Origin of the sequence: uncultured Acinetobacter sp. (assembly GCF_947624825.1) — a bacterium.
Classification (GTDB): domain Bacteria; phylum Pseudomonadota; class Gammaproteobacteria; order Pseudomonadales; family Moraxellaceae; genus Acinetobacter.
This window is the reverse complement of record NZ_CANQLZ010000049.1, coordinates 1-18166: the sequence shown is the minus strand read 5'-3', so window position 1 is coordinate 18166 and position 18166 is coordinate 1. Positions and strand designations below refer to the sequence as shown.

11 protein-coding genes are annotated in these 18166 nt (G+C 40.1%); 2 read left to right on the top strand and 9 right to left on the bottom strand.

What is annotated here, in order from left to right; translation table 11 throughout:
- Positions 1 to 222: 222 nt before the first annotated feature.
- The 5 genes from Q0017_RS10905 to Q0017_RS10885 form a co-directional block, all read right to left on the bottom strand.
- On the bottom strand, positions 223 to 1734 hold the full coding sequence (locus tag Q0017_RS10905) for an amino acid ABC transporter permease/ATP-binding protein (protein WP_298146605.1): 1512 nt from the start codon (positions 1732 to 1734) through the stop codon (positions 223 to 225).
- 181 nt (positions 1735 to 1915) lie between these two features.
- The gene (gene argE, locus Q0017_RS10900) at positions 1916 to 3055 is read right to left on the bottom strand and encodes an acetylornithine deacetylase (protein WP_298146602.1); all 1140 of its coding nucleotides are present in this window, start codon (positions 3053 to 3055) and stop codon (positions 1916 to 1918) included.
- A gap of 3 nt (positions 3056 to 3058) precedes the next feature.
- Positions 3059 to 4039, bottom strand: a complete 981-nt coding sequence (locus Q0017_RS10895; protein ID WP_298146599.1) for a LysR family transcriptional regulator — start codon at positions 4037 to 4039, stop codon at positions 3059 to 3061.
- 33 nt (positions 4040 to 4072) lie between these two features.
- Positions 4073 to 4744, bottom strand: coding sequence for a DUF1028 domain-containing protein (locus Q0017_RS10890; protein WP_298146597.1), 672 nt, complete (start codon positions 4742 to 4744; stop codon positions 4073 to 4075).
- Between the two features lie 13 nt (positions 4745 to 4757).
- Positions 4758 to 5180, bottom strand: a complete 423-nt coding sequence (locus Q0017_RS10885) for a RidA family protein (RefSeq protein WP_298146594.1) — start codon at positions 5178 to 5180, stop codon at positions 4758 to 4760.
- Positions 5181 to 5953: 773 nt separating this feature from the next.
- Between Q0017_RS10885 and Q0017_RS10880 the strand changes: the two genes are divergently transcribed.
- Positions 5954 to 6940 (top strand): diaminopimelate dehydrogenase, encoded by a 987-nt coding sequence (locus Q0017_RS10880; RefSeq protein ID WP_298146591.1) that lies wholly within the window; start codon positions 5954 to 5956, stop codon positions 6938 to 6940.
- Positions 6941 to 7054: 114 nt separating this feature from the next.
- On the opposite strand, the gene Q0017_RS10875 is transcribed toward Q0017_RS10880, so the two are convergent.
- Entirely contained in the window at positions 7055 to 7588 is a 534-nt protein-coding gene (locus Q0017_RS10875) for a LuxR C-terminal-related transcriptional regulator (RefSeq protein WP_298146588.1), read from the bottom strand.
- Between the two features lie 138 nt (positions 7589 to 7726).
- On the opposite strand from Q0017_RS10875, the gene Q0017_RS10870 reads away from it, so the two are divergent.
- On the top strand, positions 7727 to 9055 hold the full coding sequence (locus Q0017_RS10870) for an MFS transporter (RefSeq protein ID WP_298146585.1): 1329 nt from the start codon (positions 7727 to 7729) through the stop codon (positions 9053 to 9055).
- Positions 9056 to 9310: 255 nt separating this feature from the next.
- On the opposite strand, the gene Q0017_RS10865 is transcribed toward Q0017_RS10870, so the two are convergent.
- The 3 genes from Q0017_RS10865 to Q0017_RS10855 form a co-directional block, all read right to left on the bottom strand.
- Positions 9311 to 12748 carry an indolepyruvate ferredoxin oxidoreductase family protein gene (locus Q0017_RS10865; protein ID WP_298146582.1) on the bottom strand — a complete coding sequence of 1146 codons (3438 nt, stop codon included), beginning with the start codon at positions 12746 to 12748 and terminating at the stop codon, positions 9311 to 9313.
- A 659-nt stretch (positions 12749 to 13407) separates the two neighbouring features.
- Positions 13408 to 15069 carry a poly alpha-glucosyltransferase gene (locus tag Q0017_RS10860; protein ID WP_298146579.1) on the bottom strand — a complete coding sequence of 554 codons (1662 nt, stop codon included), beginning with the start codon at positions 15067 to 15069 and terminating at the stop codon, positions 13408 to 13410.
- 144 nt (positions 15070 to 15213) lie between these two features.
- Positions 15214 to 18166, bottom strand: a 2953-nt coding sequence (locus tag Q0017_RS10855) for an Ig-like domain-containing protein (RefSeq protein WP_298146576.1), incomplete at its 5' end; no start/stop codon positions are given.

Genomic DNA, 18166 nt, shown 5'->3' with positions numbered 1-18166 from the left:
TTGGTCTAAGAATGAATTTAATTGCTGGAATGGTGAATTGGATGCTCTTAAATTAACTTTCGCAAGAGATCTATTGTTGATTTAAACTATAAAAGAATCTGTATCAAAATCCGATTAGGATTTTTTTACCTAATGCTTTATAAAAAGAAAAGCCTGTGTTTTAAGCGTATTACAAACAAAAAAGCAGCCATTTTGGCCACTTTTTTCACATCAGTTTATGCTTTAAGCCGCTTTGGCAATAAATTTATCCAGACGTTGGTGTTCAGCTTGTTTAAGAACATCCGGATGATCATTTAAAACAATATGCCCACCTTCCATAAACACCACACGATCAGAAACTTTAAAGGCAAAATGCATTTCATGGGTGACAATAATCATGGTAAGACCTTCACCTGCCAACTCCTCAATCACTTTAAGCACTTCATTGACCAACTCTGGATCAAGGGCTGATGTAGGCTCGTCAAACAAAATAATTGAAGGCTGCATTGCCAAAGCTCGCGCAATGGCAACACGCTGTTGTTGCCCGCCTGAAAGTTGATGCGGATATTTATGAGCATGTGGTTTCATGCCGACTTTTTCAAGCATGGCCAATGCAGTGATTTTGCTATCCAATACCGTTCCCATAGCATGATATAACGGCGCCAACATGACATTTTCCAAAATCGTTTTGTGTGGAAATAAGTTAAAGCTTTGAAATACCATGCCAACATTGACAATCTGTTTTTTATAGGCTGGAGATTCTTCGGTTAATTCTTGGTCTTTTAAAAATGGTTGACCCAATAGATTGACGGTACCTTGATCTAGTTTTTCTAAACCATTTAAAGTACGAATAAAAGTGGTTTTACCAGAACCAGAGGGTCCAATAATTGAAATTACTTCACCCCATTTCACTTGAAGATCAATGCCTTTTAATACCTGTTGTTGACCATATGACTTATGAATATTGAGTGCTTCTAAAGCATATTCACCTGTACGTTGTGTAGTGAGTTCTTTACGAGCACGTACCGATGCTTGGGGTAGCTGATACAACGGATCATCTGCATGTAATAAGCCGGGCTTACGTTGGCTAATATCAATTTTTCTTTCAAACCAATGAATCAACCAACCAAACAGCGTCACAATCAAAACATAGTAAAATGCCACTGCAAGCATGGTTTTCATCACCAAGAAATTTTGGGTATATAGGCGTTGCCCGATGAGTAAAATTTCTGTCAGTGAAATCACGGAAACCAATGAGGTGAGTTTTACGATAGACACATATTCATTGCCTAAAGCCGGTAAAGCCACACGAAAAGCCTGTGGCATGACAATCAAGCGCTGAATACCAGAATACTTTAAGCCCAAGGCCTTACCTGCTTCGATTTGACCTTTATGAATTGAGCTTAAACCGCCCCGATGAATTTCGGCAATATAGGCAGCTTCGCTTAAAATCATGGCAATTAAACCTGCCATAAAAGGCGATGCCAAGAGTACGCTTGAACTTGGGAAAATCTGTGGCAAGTTATACACAAATACCAACAACACCAACAGCGGCAAACTACGAAAAAACCAGATATAAGTATCGCTTGACCAAGCAAGCACTTTAAAACGAGATTGCTTGCCTAAGGCTAAAACAAAACCCAAGACAATGCCCACAACCCAAACTAAAACACTCAGTTGAATCACGGTCCAAGTGGCTAACCAAAAATCTTGATGTGATAATAATGTGAATGTATATACCCAATTAAAATCCATTCATCGCCCCTATCTGCATATTTATTTTCTATTCATTTAGTTATAGCGGAATTTAGCTGAATAAGTAATTTTGAAAATTTGATGCAATAGGCTCGTTTTTAAAAAGCAAAAAAAAGACCTAATTTTCAAGAGGTCTTGGATTTTTAAATTAAAAACTCACTTCAATAAATATGTTGCTGTATTAGCTGTGTACAATGCTCATCAGCAATTGATTTAAAAATACATCACACTGTTTTAATTGTTCAATCGACACATATTCATTGGGTTTATGTGCCACAGCAATGTCACCAGGTCCACATACCACCACAGGACAATCAAGTGCAGCTTGAAACAAACCGCCTTCAGTGCCAAAAGAAATATTACCGATTGAGGTATCCTCAGGCAGCATTTTTTGTATAAATTGTACCGCTTGAATGGTCGATGAGGTTTTTAGCCCCGGATATTGATTGACTTCTTCGATCTGTATATGCGCATTCTCATGTAGATGCATTTTTTCGAAAATTAAAGCTTGAATATCTTGGCTACGATCCTGTGCCAAATGCCGAATTTCATAATCTACAATACATTGATTAGGTACAATATTTAAGGCTGTTCCACCTGCTATTTTCCCTACATGTACAGTACTGTAAGGAATATCATAACCGTGATCTTGCGCACCGTGATCATGTAAATGCTGTTGTGCCTGTTGCAGTGCTTGTACCAAGTGACTGGCCACATGAATGGCATTGACATAACGTGGTGCCAATGCTGAGTGACCTTCTTCCCCACAACAAGTGGCACGAAATACCGTTTTACCCTTATGGGCCAACGCCAGTTGCATCATGGTCGGTTCGCCAATCACACACAGTAATGGTGGCCTAAGCGTGGCTTTGAGTTGCTCTAAAATACCACGCACGCCAATACAGCCAATTTCTTCATCATAAGAAATACATAAATGTAGGGGTTGCTTTAAAGACTGTTGCTTGGCCTTTAGCATACACATAATCGCGCAGGCTAAAAAACCTTTCATGTCGGCTGTGCCACGTCCATAAATTAACTCATTTTTATGCGTGGCAACAAATGCAGGTGTATCCCACTGCTGCCCCTCGATGGGCACTACGTCAGAATGACCTGAGAGTAAAATACCCGGCTGATCCACAGGACCAATGCTTGCCAACAAATTAGCTTTGTTGTGCGCTGCATTAAAATTGAGGGTGACCTCAATCCCATACTGCTCCAATAGCGCTTGAATATAAAAAATACACTCAAGATTACTTTTATATGAGGTGGTATCAAAGGCAATTAAGGTGGACAAAATCTCAATACTGCTTAAGTTATTCATACATTAAGCCTCTTGCAGCGCAGGTTTAGTTTTAACATGTGCATCAAAAAAATGTGCATCGCCCATACCAGGAATATATTGATTGGATAAAAAAGCACGACAACGGCTAATAAAAGCTTGCGCTACAGTGTTTAAGTTGGCATTTTTAGCGGTCGCTAAGCCAATTTTCATGGGACGATGCTCACCTGCAATTCTTAAACGCACTAAGCGTTTCCCATCAAGCGAATAATTATTTTTAGGACGCACATTTAAAATGGTATAACCTAAATTATTGGCCACCATTGAACGCACCACATCCACATGGCGTGATGAATGTGCCACTTGTGGACTGAGCTTTTGTTGTCTAAATAAAGAAATAAAATAGTCGTTGCTGTATGGCATGTCCAACAACACCATAGGATAAGTGGCCAACTCATCTAAAGTCACGGCGGCATTTTTTGCCAAAGGATGTGCTTCACTGACCAAAACATGGGGTGGCAATACAGCAAGTGGCTCAAAATGAATTAAATCTTGATCAATATTTAAGTCATAGCTGAGCACCACATCTAACTCATTGCGACTTAAACTATTGAGCAATACCTGTTGGTCATCTTCACACAATTGCAAGGTGACATTTTTATATAAATTGGTAAACCCATGAATGATTTCAGCATAGATCATGGGTGAAAAGGCACTAAAACATCCTAATTTCAAGGGTCCACGAATCGAACCTGAGAAATCTGCAGCCAAAGCATATAGACTGTTGGCCTGACTTAAAATGACTTTACACTCTTGCATCACTTGTTGGCCAATATTGGTCAACATCAAGCCTTTGGCATGCTGGCGAATAAACAATTGCACCTTTAATTCTGATTCAATATGCGCAATTGCCGCAGAAATAGAGGGCGATGAAACATGAATTTTCTCTGAAGCAATAATAATACTTCCACTTTCAGCAGTAGCAACAAAATATTGCATTTGGCGTAATGAAATTCGATTTAGCACGCGTGTACCCTTGGTTCATGCAAGGTTGCAGACCTATTGTTCGCCAGGCACACCATAATTTGGTGCGCCACCCGGATCGAGTGCCCGACTGACATAGGCTTCAACTTGCGGTTCATATAATTTCCACAGTTGATCAAGATCCTCAATTGGAGTCTCAGACCAATCAACACGTAAATTCACCACAGGCCATTCAAGTTTATCTACCACCAATAGACCTGCAGAATGAACTGGTCCTGCTTCTCCCCCTGCGGCTAAACCGGCTTTGAGTGCCTGCATTAAGCGCTGCGCCAATGGTCCTTGCATGTTTTCAAAAGCAGTCACCATGGCTTGGGGCACGGCGCTGTTGGCCAATAAATTGCCTGCACCAACAGCATGCTCACCGATGCACTCAGAATGCACACCCAAGGTGTATTTGCCACTAAATGCAGCAGGTTTTTCCTTGGCATTGAGTACACTTAGCTGGCGATACTCAATAAAATCGGTATTTTTGACCAATTCAGCAATCGACTCTTCTGGAGCTAGATCATATTTGGTCATATCTAGCAAAATGTTTGCCAAGTATGGATCGGTAATGTTCTGCGATGTTGCAACCCCCACCCCTGATTTAGCTTGAATGCACCGCGCGGCGACCGCAGGTGAAGATGAGCTAATCGCAGCGCCAAATTGCCCCGTTTTGTGGCAACGTGCAATAATTGAAAATGTCATCGTTTAATGCTCCTCAATTGACTTTGTCTGCAATCACAGCAGTGGCATCAATTTCGACCAACCATTCAGGACGTGCCAACGCAGATACGACCAGACCTGTCGACACAGGAAAAACACCTTTTAACCACTTGCCAACCACACGGTACACATCTTCACGGTAACGTGGGTCAATGATATAAATGGTAATTTTGCAGATGTCTTCGAGTCCCCCCCCTGCTTCTTCAAGTAACATTTTGATGTTGTACATGGCTTGTTCGGTTTGACCGGCAACATCACCAATGCAGACACTTTCACAGGTATCGAGGTTCTGACCAATTTGTCCACGTAAAAATACGGTACTGCCACGCGCCACGACGGCTTGACACAAATCATTGTCTAAGTTTTGTTCTGGATAAGTTTTTTGCGTATTAAAAGTACGAATGCGGGTATGTTTCACAGTGAAATCTCATTGACTGGGGATATCTGCAGTATGGATCAATGGCCTTATAAGGCAATTTTCCTTTTCTGTTCTAGTCATTCGAAATTTCCGTATTAAGGCTTTTTTAATTCTTTTCACAATCTATGAGGCAACTTTTTATCTCAAGTTAACCATTTGTAGTGGGTATCAGCTTAAAAATAGAACAAGCACCTAATGAAATAGGTCTGTGATGGCTGATTACACTCACAATAGACAATATTGCTAATTGGGAAGTAATCAGCGTTTCAATGCCAACATGTAAAAATAAATTTTGATTTTGCTCAGCCGTGCAGTACACCATGCAACTCGCATTGCAAAAGTGCTTAGCCCAAACGAAGTTGGCTGATTGATAAACACTACAAAAAATAGTGTTGTGTAAGATTACAAGGGAAGTACTGGATAAAAAATCTTTGCTTTAAATAAACATACTCTTGGCAATACAGGCGAAATTTTATCGTATTATTGCTTAAAAATCGTGCGTTATGCGGTTAATCTGGTTTGATTACACTAAAACATCACCTAGATGTTAGTTTACAATAGACCGCTTTTCGATGAAGTTTTAATGCTTGCATCTGTTGTTCTTTAACGTACAGTTCATTTTAATCAAAGAGCGCTTGGATGCGTGGACTAAAGTTCATACTTGAAAAGTGATATACCTTAGCGTGTTTTTACCTAGCCATTTAATGGTCTTTGGGTAATAAACATGAGTCTGTTGACTCATTTTTTAAATTCTCATGAAGTGAATCATCTTTATGCAAAATCCTATTCGTATTGGTATTGCCGGTTATGGCAACTTAGGTCGTGGCGTTGAAAGAGCCATTCACAAAAACCCTGACCTACAACTGGTGGGGATTTTTACACGCCGTGCTCCTGAAACTGTAGTGCCATGTTTTGCAGACACTGCTGTATTTCACATGGATAACCTGAATGATTTTCAAGACAAAATCGATGTCTTAATTTTATGTGGTGGCTCAAAAGACGATTTACCAAAACAAGGTCCAGCATTGGCCGGTTTATTTAACATTGTAGACAGCTTTGATACGCACGCGCGTATTCCAGAGTACTATGCGTCTGTAGATGCACCTGCAACAGCCAACCAAAAAACTGCAATGATCTCGATTGGTTGGGATCCAGGTATGTTCTCAATCAACCGTTTATTTGGTGAAGCATTACTTCCCGATGGCGAAACTTACACATTTTGGGGTAAAGGCTTAAGCCAAGGTCACTCAGATGCAATTCGCCGTGTAGAGGGTGTCAAAGCAGGTGTGCAATATACCCTTCCATCAACAGATGCGATTGAACAAGTGCGTAGCGGTGCACGCCCTGTACTTAGCACCAAAGACAAACATACCCGTGAATGCTATGTAGTGTTAGAACAAGGTGCAGATGCAAAAGCTGTTGAACAAGCCATTGTCACCATGCCTGATTACTTTGCCGACTACGACACCACAGTCAACTTCATTGATGACGCAACATTGGCTCAAGATCACCAAAGCATGCCGCATGGTGGTTTTGTGATTCGCAGTGGTAACACCAGTGATGAACAATCTCAAGTGATTGAGTTTGCTTTAAAGTTAGACAGCAACCCTGAATTTACTGCAAGTATTTTGGTGGCTTATTCACGTGCCTGCTACCGCATGAATCAAATGCAACAGTACGGTGCCAAAACTGCATTTGATGTAGCACCAGGTCTATTATCAAGCAAATCACCTGCGCAATTACGTAAAGAACTTCTTTAAGTAATTAATTCAAAGTAAGCCCACGTTCACGCCTGAATGTGGGCTTATTTTTATGCTTTATAAAAATATCATTCAGCTTAATAGCAATCCTTTAAGCAATTAAGATTTTTATGCTTAATACACCATTTTGGTCGCCAATTGCTTTTTAGATTCAATCAAAAATTTCTTTTTTAAGTTTGCCACATGTACTTCCACAGTGCGATGTGATAGCCCTAACTCACGCGCGATTTGTTTACAACTATAACCATTGACCACCCAATGGCTAATTTGCTTTTCTCTAGGAGTGAGTTGTACCAAAGAGGGTTTTTGCTCGGCCTCAAAATGCCAAATAATATAACGAAATGGATCATCAGGGGTCAAACTACGCGCATGGGTTTTCACCCAAAACAGTTGACCATTTTTATGACGCATAAAGCGTTGATCTGAATAATCTCCCCCCTGTGCAGCAACAATACCTTGCCAAGCCTGTGCACCAACGTGTTGATAGTCCTGACAGGTTGGAAATAGCATCTGCATGCTTTGCCCCAATAGCGCTGCTTTTGTATAACCAAATAGAGTTAAAAACGACTGATTCACTTGCTGAATCTGCCGATAACTTAACACCACCAATGCCGTAGGTGCTAAATCAAAAAGCACATCCTGTTGCATAGGATTCCCCTTTGCTTGAGTAAAACTACTTAAGTATTTAGGTAAATTGACCCATGCTCAAAAAAAATGCAAGTTTAAAGGGGGCAGAAATAACAATAACAGCTGCCCAATTCACTTTAATCACAATGAGGATGTACTATGGTTGAACAGGCACGTTCAAGCCACCGTCTGGCAGGCGTTTCCAGCATGGTTGGCACCACCATTGAGTGGTATGACTTTTTTATTTATGGTGCTGCGGCAGCACTGATTTTCAACAAACTTTTCTTTCCTAACCTTGACCCTTTAACAGGTGTACTGGCCGCTTTTGCAACCTATGCGGTGGGTTTTATTGGTCGCCCCTTAGGTGGCATTATTTTTGGTCACTTTGGCGATAAGGTTGGGCGTAAATCTATGTTAATGCTCACCTTAATATTAATGGGCATTCCCACTATTTTAATTGGCCTACTGCCTACTTATGAAACCATTGGCTATTGGGCAACGGTTTGTTTAGTGATTCTACGCTTTGTACAGGGTATGGCCATGGGCGGCGAATGGGGCGGCGCAGTACTCATGGCAGTCGAACATGCGCCCGAAGGTAAAAAAGGCTTTTGGGGTAGTTTACCTCAAGCTAGTGCAGGTGCGGGGCTTATGCTGGCCTCTATTGCCTTAGCTTTAGTGTCTTTACTGCCTGAAAGTGCCTTATTTAGCTGGGGTTGGCGCTTGCCCTTTTTGGCCAGTGTCGTGCTCTTAGGCGTCGGTTGGTATATTCGAGTGAAAGTCCCTGAGTCACCAGATTTTGAAAAGGTTAAACAACATACTGAAACCATTAAAGTACCTGCACTGAGAGTCCTTAAAAATCACCCTAAAGAATTAATCACCATTATTGTGGCGCGTGCCGCAGAAAATGCATGGTTTTATATTGCCTCCACTTTTGCGCTGGCCTATGCCACCACGCAACTCAACATTGCCCGTCAAGAGGTGTTGTTTGCAATTGTATGTGGGGCAGCATTGTCTATTGTTGTCACACCATTATGTGGACATTTGTCAGATAAAGTCGGGCAACGGCGTTTATTTTTATGTGGTTTGTGTATTTTGGCACTGTATTGCTATCCATTTTTTATGATGCTCAATAGCGCCAATCCCTATTTGATTTGGTTGGCATTTTTCTTAGCTGTAGGTGTGGTTTTCCCCATTATGTATGCTCCAGAATCTATGCTATTTGCACGGCAATTTCCCGCAGAAATTCGCTATAGCGGGATTTCAATTTCGGTACAATTTGCAGGTGTATTAGGTGGAGGTTTAGCACCACTCATTGCCACCAAACTGCTCAGCCTCAATCAAGGTCAACCCACTTGGGTCATTATTTATATTGTAAGTATGGCAGTGGTTGCTATCATTTGTACCTTGTACATGAAATCTGATCGTTATTACCAACAAGACATAGCCAAGCTCACAGCAAAGGTTGAATCTTCTCCTTTAAAATCTTAAATTTCTTTTATATGCATAGACCTTGATCCACACATCAAGGTCTATTTCCATTCAAGCCATAATAAACTCAAAAGCTAGATTTAAACTACTTATCCACAACAAATGTGGATAAATATTTGGATATCTCCCTTGATTTTCCTAAATAAACTTTATATTTGATCAATATTTAACCACATTTTCATTGTTTAATTTTACTTATCAAAATAAACAAAAAAACCTATGCAATATGTTGCATAGGTAATGACCAAACTTAATTTAAGCTTCTGTAAATAAAGGAATGATACGCTGCTGTTGTTGATAGCGTTTGAGATCGGTTGCTTGCTGATCTTGATAGGCTTTTAAGGCTTGCATTTTTACAGGACCAAAACCACGCACCTCACCTACCAATCCACACAGCTCCAAAGCAGCAGGCAAATTACGCTCATTTAATCCGTCCACCACCTGTTCTACCAATTGCATATAATCGTGTATTAACTGACGCTCTGCGACGCGCTCAGGATGACGACCTAAAGGATCATACCATTGCCCCCGTAACCATTTAAAATTGGCTAAAATAGGCATCAATTTCAATACCCACGCACCAAATTTGATTTTTTTAGGACGTTGTGTGATCGGGTCAATACGGCTCAATAAAGGCGGTGCAAGCCAAATACTCAATTTTTGTGTATTTTGGAACTCGGCAGCTAACTTGTGGTGAAATTCTGGCTGACTATACAAACGTGCCACTTCGTATTCATCTTTATATGCCATTAAACGATACAATTGCTGAGCAACCACCTGCATTAAATCCTCATAGTGGTGATGTTTTTTGATCTTAGCCTTTATTTTTTCAATAAAATCAAGATAGCTTTGCGCATACGCCTCATGTTGATACGCCACCAATTCTTGGCGATAAAACTCAACTAACTCAGTCCATGATTTTGAACTGTGCTGCGTGTCTGAGTGTAAAATTTGCGCTTCTAACTGTGGCTGCATGGCAAAAACACGCCCCCATTGAAAAGCTGCTAAGTTTTGTTGTGGTGCAACCCCGTGCTCAAGCGTGGTTTTAAGTGCGCTTAAAGAAATAGGCACGCAGGCTTTTTGCCAAGCAAAACCTAGCATTAAAATATGTGCAAATGTGGTTTCAGCAAATATCTTTTCACACAGTTGATTGGCATGTAAACGATGCACATGTTCACTTGGCACATAAGCTTCAATGCGCTCAATTAAACTTGCTACATCGATATATTGATCACGATCATGAATCAGTGCTGCGGTTGGCATCACATCCAAATTCACAAACACCTGCGTTGAAGACTGTAGACGTTGCAACATATCATTGCTTGCAGCATTTAACAGATCGGTTGCAATTAACATATCAGCTTCTTTGTGACCAATACGTGAGGATAAAATTTGCTCTGCATGTTGTGCTAAGCGCACTTGGCTCAACACCGCGCCATTTTTTTGCGACAAACCAGTAAAATCCAGCACACTTACCGCATGTTGATCTTCTACAGTGGCTTTACCTAATAAAGCCGCAATGGTGAGCACACCTGTTCCCCCTACACCAGCCAAAAGCATATTGTAGTTGTGCTTACTCAGCACAGGCACCTTAACATCAACTAAGCGCTCAAAGTACGCCTGTTCGTTTAGGTTTTGCTTGATGGGTTGACTATTTTTTTGTCCCTCAATTTCAACAAAACTTGGACAAAACCCTTTAAGACAAGATAAGTCTTGATTACAACTTGATTGATTAATCTTACGTTTTGTGCCAAAAGCGGTGTTTAACGGTTCAATCGAAATACAATTGGATTGTACCGAACAATCCCCACATCCTTCGCACACCCGATCATGAATAAATGCATATTGGGAAGAGGATGGCAGTGTTTTTTGTTTGCGGCGGCGTCTTTTTTCAGCCGCACAGGTTTGGTCATAAATAATGGCACTGACCCCAGCATAAGTTTGAAATTGCTGCTGTAAACTTGCCAATTCGTCACGATGATAAACCTGACAATGAGCAGCTACATCACTGTTGTTTTGCCAACGCTGAGGGTCTTCAGACACCAAAGCTAAATGCTGAATGCCCTCAGCTGCAAGCTGTCTTGAAATTCGTGCCGGATCATTGTTGCCTTCTGTGGGTTGTCCGCCAGTCATTGCAACCGCATCATTGTATAAAATTTTAAAGGTGATATTGGTGTTAGCAGCAATAGCTGCACGGATGGCTAAGATTCCAGAATGTTCATAGGTACCATCACCTAAATTTTGGAAAATATGGGCACGTTGTGAAAACGGTGCGGCTCCCACCCAATGCATGCCTTCACCACCCATTTGACTAAAAGTGTTGGTATGCCGATCAGGCATGACCAATGCCATAATATGGCAACCAATACCGCCACCTGCCATTGAACCTTCGGGCACACGAGTTGAGGTATTATGTGGACAGCCTGAACAAAAAAATGGACTACGTTTTGCAACGTCTGTATCAAAGTGACAACTAGGCGTTAAAGCTTTGATTTGATCATGTAATTGTTCAGGGCGACCCAAAAATTCAAACAGTTTTTGTGCCACAAGTGCGCTTGAATACTCACCAATTTCCGGTAAAAATGCCGTGCCATCTGGCTGTGTTTTTCCAAAAACTTCAGGTCTTAAAACGCTATGATATAAAATCTCTTTAATTTGCTGCTCAACCATACTGCGCTTTTCTTCAAGCACAAAAACTTTAGCATGGCCTTGGGTAAATTTAAGCAATCCTGTTTCTTCAAGTGGCCAAGACATGCCGACTTTATAAATTGATATACCATAGGCTTCAAGCTGATCAGTTAAGCCTAAATCATTTAAAGCTTGCATCAGATCTTGATGGGCTTTTCCTACACTGATAATGGCATACTGGCTTTCTTTGGCCTGATAAATTACCCGATCAATTGCATTACAACGCGCCCATGCTTTTGCAGCAGGAATCTTATGTTCGATTAAGCGTTTTTCAAGTTCAGCACGCTGGGCTGGCCATTTTAAATTCGCATCCCAATTAAGAGGTACATCACTAGGTGCTGGGTTTAAAAATACAGGTAACTCAGCAATACCAACTGATCCTGCTGCCTCAATCACATCGGCTACAGTTTTTAATGCCACCCAAAGGCCTGAATAACGCGATAATGCAATGCCTGCCAAGCCAAAATCAATCACTTCAGCTAAATTACTTGGCTGTAAAATAGGCATCGCTACCGCTTGAAAAATCCCATCGGTTTGATGTGGGAAGGTAGAAGATTGCGCCGTATGATCATCGCCGGCAATTGCCAGTACACCGCCCAAAGCTGATGTGCCAAACATATTAGCCGTACGAAATACATCGCCAGTTCGATCAACGCCTGGACCTTTACCATACCAAATCCCAAAAACCCCCTGATAAGGGCTTGGGCCAAAGGCAGCTTGCATTTGCGTGCCCCAAAGCGCGGTGGCCGCTAGATCTTCATTTAATCCGGGCTGAAATACAATATTTAGGGCTTTGAGTTCTTTTTCATGTTTCCATAGCATTTGGTCGTAGCCACCTAAAGGCGAACCCCGATAACCACTGATCAATGCCGCAGTATGGCGGTTATGAGAGCGGTCTAGCTGAATTTGCAGTTTAGGCAACTCTACCAATGCTTGCATACCTGATAAGAAAACAGCATCGGTTTTTATATACTTTTCAAACTTATCATGTTTATCTTGACCCATAACACAATCCTCATTATCACCTAAAACCTATCCTTGATAGTGATACGGTTTATATAAAACTTATTTTTATAAATAATATAAAAATAAGTAATCATTTATTTTAGTGTATGAGGTTTTGTCAAAATGTAAACATTGAGCCAATATGCAATTGGTTGCAAATTGGTTACTCGTGTTACAGTAAGCTTGGTAGGAAAAAAACGTAATTTTAGCCAACGTAATTCTCAGTGCGATTTACGAAAATTGACGTGAAGATTAAATTACCATAGCTCCAAATCTATGCGTATATCACCAACTGAATGGTTTAGGCTGCAAAATTAACTTTTCAGCGAATCATAAAAATTGAATGACTAACATGTTGTCAAGATAGATGATCTAACAATGAGATTTAGAAAAGGCTTATTTTCTTGAGCTGCACTTAGATTTAACTCAATGTAGGTGAATTGACAGCTTCGATGGATCAATAAAGTGACTAATAGCGTTTAGAATCATTCTTTTAAACCAAGGAATGACTCTAAAGCCTTGTGCTATTAAATAATCAGCTCTGCCATCATCTGACGTCTTTAAAAAATACCTGAAAATGGGTTTAATCTCAGCTTGATTCAAAACTTCACTTTTGGCAGAGGTTGAGTAAATGTCTATGTCCAAATTAACTCTAAAAATTATTTAAAATGATTCAGATAAGCCACATACCCGGAGAGATTATGCTCTTGATCATCAATACGAGTACGTAAACGATCATGGCGTACATAAAAGGCATTTAAAACTTGTTGTGGCTCAGCCATATACATCGCCACTTCAGGATAGAAAAATCCATTACGCTGAAATTCAACACGTAATTCAATGAGTTCTTTGAGTTCTTCATATTTGGCTTTTTCAAATAATTGAGTATGCCCTTGCTCTTTTAAACGTGTGACCATTTTATAAGCAGACATCATCATCTCTAAAAAGGTCGCGTACACTGTTTTACGATTACGAATAAAATCCATATGTTTAAGATAGTTATTTAAACCAAACTCAAAATATTTGGCTTCAGGACAAATTTTGGTCAACTCGTTAGTACAGTAGCTCAACCAATGGTCATGGTAACGATCATAATTTTTGGTAATAAAGTGTTCAAACATCAACTTCACTGTATCAAGCAAAGGCTGATCTTGATTGATTTGATACAAACGTAATAAACCTAATGCCGCCTCGCCATCATAATAGACAATACGGAATTTTTCTTTTAATTCTAAAGAAGGATAGCGTAAAACATGGGTGGTCTCACCTTGTTGATCCACCATATGTTGAATGCCTTTGGCTAAGGCTTCTGCATACACTAAATAAGCAGTATCGCCTACCACCTCTTGGTATTTACATAACATAAAGATCGCAGCGGCATTGGCACCTAATTTGATTTCTAAGTCATCTTCTTTACCATCAATCATAAAGGCTTTTTGATCGACTTCTTTATAAAATGTTTCTATAGCATAATGAATGGCTTGCTTAATTTTGGGTAAATAGGCCTGATTATATTCAACCTCTAAAGTTTCAATTAAGGCATATACAGCTGTACAGTGCCTTACCGTATTATAGCTCTTGATTTGGTTGGCATAAGCTGGAAAGTAGCCATAAATAAAACTGCCATCTGCTTGAATCTCGCCATGGAGAAATTTGGCATTTTTAACAACCATATCTTGAATATCTGCCCGTCTATCTGTCGTTTGATAACGTACACCGTTGGCTGTACCTGTTGATTGTAATGGTAAAAATTGACCATTTTCATAAAAACAGCTTAAGGTATCAAAGACCCAAACTTTTTTAATTTTTGCTAATTCAAATTGAGTTTTGAGCTGTGGATATTTTTTCTTAATCGCAGTATTGAGGTTTTTTTCATCAAAAAAATTGGGCTTATTATAAACCAAGCCTTTAATTATAGCTTTGCCATAAATTTCTTGCTCTAAAAAACAAACATTAAATTTTCCATCAAAACTAATACCTTTACGATAATGGTTGTTATGCGGTTGGTGATGCACTTCATCAACTACGCTTGACCAAGCTTTCTCTTCGATATTAACCGCAATATCAAATTTTAAAAATTCAGGCAATTCGCGATTTTTTTCAAATTGTTGGTCAATATATTTCAGCACGCGTTTAATCAATACTTGTGGTTCTGGGTCAGAACTTGACCAGACTTTGCAACGCTGTTTTGTAGAACCATAAGAAAAAAACAAAGTATACAAGGCTTGTTTTTGCAATAAAAAACTCTCAAGCAACCATGATTTTAGTTTTTCTTTAAAGCTAAGCACATGGGAGAAATTTTTAAGCGTTACAGGAGTCATGGGCAGGTTACCTAATATTTTTATACGTACATTTTAGATAAATATAGCATAAACAAGAATAGTCACATAATTAAAAAAATTAGTCTTATCCATAAAAAAAGAGGCTCTTACGAGCCTCTTTTAATACATTGAGTTTATATTAAATTAGAACAAAATCTGCTGGTTTTGTAGTAAATCATCTAAAGTAATTGCGGATTGTTGGTTGGTTAGTAGTAATACATTTGCCGAAGTACCACTACCAACACCATCACGATCAATAGAAACAGCGACAGTTTTACTTGCTGCATCATAAGTTAATTCTACATAATCGGCTAAATCATCTGCTCGCACTGGACCTAATAATGCCGATACATCAATGATATCACCTTGTAGCAAACTAAAGTCAGTCCAAGTATCTACACCGTTACCACCTGTTGCATCTGCATTGTCCAACAAGTCAAATACCACTGTATCAGCGCCTGCACCACCCGTGATTATGTCGTTACCAGCACCACCATTAATGTAGTCGTTACCAGCACCGCCATTAATGGTGTCCTCACCAGCACCACCACGGATAATGTCATTACCATTTCCGCCTTTTAAAGTGTCATTACCACCTAAACCATACAGGTGAACGTTTGTAGTACTTGCAGAGAAGTCAAGATTATCAGCAGCAGTAGTACCTTCTTTAACAGGATTCACATCACCTTTAAGCAAGTCACCTAGTAAACCTACATCAGCCAGTTTTGTATTGGTGTAAGATTTACTAATATTTCTGCTATCAGTAGCTGTAATGGTTAAATTTGAAAGTAGAGATAATGACAATGCATCTCCTAACAGACCACCAGACATTGTGACAGATGCCAAGAACTCATTAATCTGTAAATTATCTAAAGTACCACCACCGGTTTTAGTAATCTCAATTGTAGCGGGTCTACCTAATATACCAAGTACTTGTAATATGCTGGTTTTAGCTTCAACTGTGTAACCAAACAAATTTTTTAATGTTTCAGAATAATTAAATTCCTCTCCACCTAAGCTAAGTGCGCTATTTAACTCAATAAACACTTTAGTCAAATCGTTATTTGGGTCTGCTGCTACAAACACTTGTTTATCTAGCTCAATCAAGCCAGCAACGTTTGCACCTACTATACCTAACAATGAATTGTCAGCTGAAACTGCAAATGGATCCGAATTTTGGGCATTTATTGAAACATTAAACTCTTCAGTTGTAATATTTCCTGCTAAATCAGCAACACTCACAGTGTAGGTATATTGACCTGGTATTAACGTCGAATCTGCAGTGTAGTTCCAATTACCATCCGCATCAGCAGTAACCTCTGTTGATACTGTATATGGCGTATCTGTTGAAGTGACTACTTTTGTGAGTAATATGCTCACCGTGGCACCTGGTGCAGCTGTACCATATAGCTCTGGTGTTTGATCATCTGTAGTACCACCATTGCCAATATGACCTTGTGAACTACCCAAATTATCAAACACACCAAAGACTGTTAGATCTGGAGCTGTTTGATCAACAACTAGACTTGCATAAGAAGCAACCGAACTTACACTTCCAGCCCAGTTGGTTTGACGCACTTGAATAGTAGAAGCTGCATAGGTTCCTTCAGGAACGGTGAAGCTGTCGCCAAAACCTTGTTGCCAAGTCATACCACCATTGGTGCTATATTCCCATGTTGCGCCAATCTCAAGACCCAAGATATTCATTTGGCCATTTTGAGTAATGCCATCAGATACACCCGTATCTTCTGCAAGCTCCATGGTTAAGCTATCTGCAACAAAGTCACCAATATTAATGGTTAATGTCGCGTTTGATGTGGTTATTCCGTTCGAGATAGTGTAAGCAAACTCATCTGATTGACCAACAGGGTTACCTTGTAGCAAGTTAACAGTATATGAGTAACTACCATTTGGATTCATAGTCAAGACACCATATTGTCCCTCAACTGTAATGCGTCCACTCAGTGAATCTACAACTTGCCCATTGACCGCTGTCACAGTTGTGTTGTTGGTCATAAAGTCATTTAGTAGCACATCACCTTGTAAATTATCATTTTCAAAGCCAAATTGAGTCACCACAGTAGTGATATTAGTGACTTCTAAAAGACTCAAAGTATTATTAACAAGAGCTTCTGTGACAGCATCTAGAACATCATCAACAAGGCCTACAGCACCAACACTATTTAAAATAGATACAATTGGTTGAAGGATTTGATCAATACCTAGACCATTTACCGCACCCAATAATGGTGTAAGTAGACCAACAACAACCGGGCCTAACGAACCCAAGGCTGATCCAACAGCATCTAAAACGAGTTGTTGGTTATCATGTCCAAGTACGACACCATCTTGAGCAAGATCTGCAAGAGTAAGCGAACCGACTAACTGAGAGATTGCACTTTCGTCATTTACTACCAATACACGATAGTCACCTGCTTCAAGTCCAGTCACTGTTGTACCTAAAGCACCACCATCTGTTAGACCTAAAAGCGGAATACCCAACAAATCAGCAGCAAGTGGATTATCAGAAGTCATAGCACGATGTACAATATTTCCTTCTGAGTCAAACACATAGATTTGGACAGCTTGTGCAATCGACAGTAAAGATACCTGATTAATTACAATATCTAAATTACCTAAGCCATTTGCACCCACAGTCACCAGTTGACCATTGGCTTGTGCTTGCTCAGGTGTTGGTACTTGATTGCCTTCAAGTAAGCCAAGGATTTGTAAGTCTGTCTGAGACAACTCTGTCTCGCTAAGAAATTCTACACCCAGTAAATCAAGATCCTGCTGATTAGGTACAGCAATTGGACCAAGCACATCAAGACGACTTTGCAAGTCTTGTTGAGTCTGATCTTGTGGTAAAGCATTTACTGCCACTTGGGCTGCATTGTAAGTTGATTCAGCTTCTGCACCAGCAACCTCAATCATTGCCTGTTCTTGCGGTGTAATCACACCATCTACGATTGCCTGTGCAATCATATCTTCAGCCGCTTGGTGTTTGCTTTCAGCTTCTACCACCAAGGCTTGTGCTGCAGCGATTAAATCAGCTTCAACACCATCATCCACACCATTGCTGTTGGCATCGTTCACA

Excerpts from the sequence above, each read along its gene's own strand:
- Q0017_RS10905 (WP_298146605.1), bottom strand. The coding sequence starts at position 1,734 with ATGGATTTTAATTGGGTATATACATTCACATTATTATCACATCAAGAT.
- argE (WP_298146602.1), bottom strand. The coding sequence starts at position 3,055 with ATGAATAACTTAAGCAGTATTGAGATTTTGTCCACCTTAATTGCCTTT.
- Q0017_RS10890 (WP_298146597.1), bottom strand. The coding sequence starts at position 4,744 with ATGACATTTTCAATTATTGCACGTTGCCACAAAACGGGGCAATTTGGC.
- Q0017_RS10880 (WP_298146591.1), top strand. The coding sequence starts at position 5,954 with ATGCAAAATCCTATTCGTATTGGTATTGCCGGTTATGGCAACTTAGGT.
- Q0017_RS10875 (WP_298146588.1), bottom strand. The coding sequence starts at position 7,588 with ATGCAACAGGATGTGCTTTTTGATTTAGCACCTACGGCATTGGTGGTG.
- Q0017_RS10870 (WP_298146585.1), top strand. The coding sequence starts at position 7,727 with ATGGTTGAACAGGCACGTTCAAGCCACCGTCTGGCAGGCGTTTCCAGC.
- Q0017_RS10865 (WP_298146582.1), bottom strand. The coding sequence starts at position 12,748 with ATGGGTCAAGATAAACATGATAAGTTTGAAAAGTATATAAAAACCGAT.
- Q0017_RS10860 (WP_298146579.1), bottom strand. The coding sequence starts at position 15,069 with ATGACTCCTGTAACGCTTAAAAATTTCTCCCATGTGCTTAGCTTTAAA.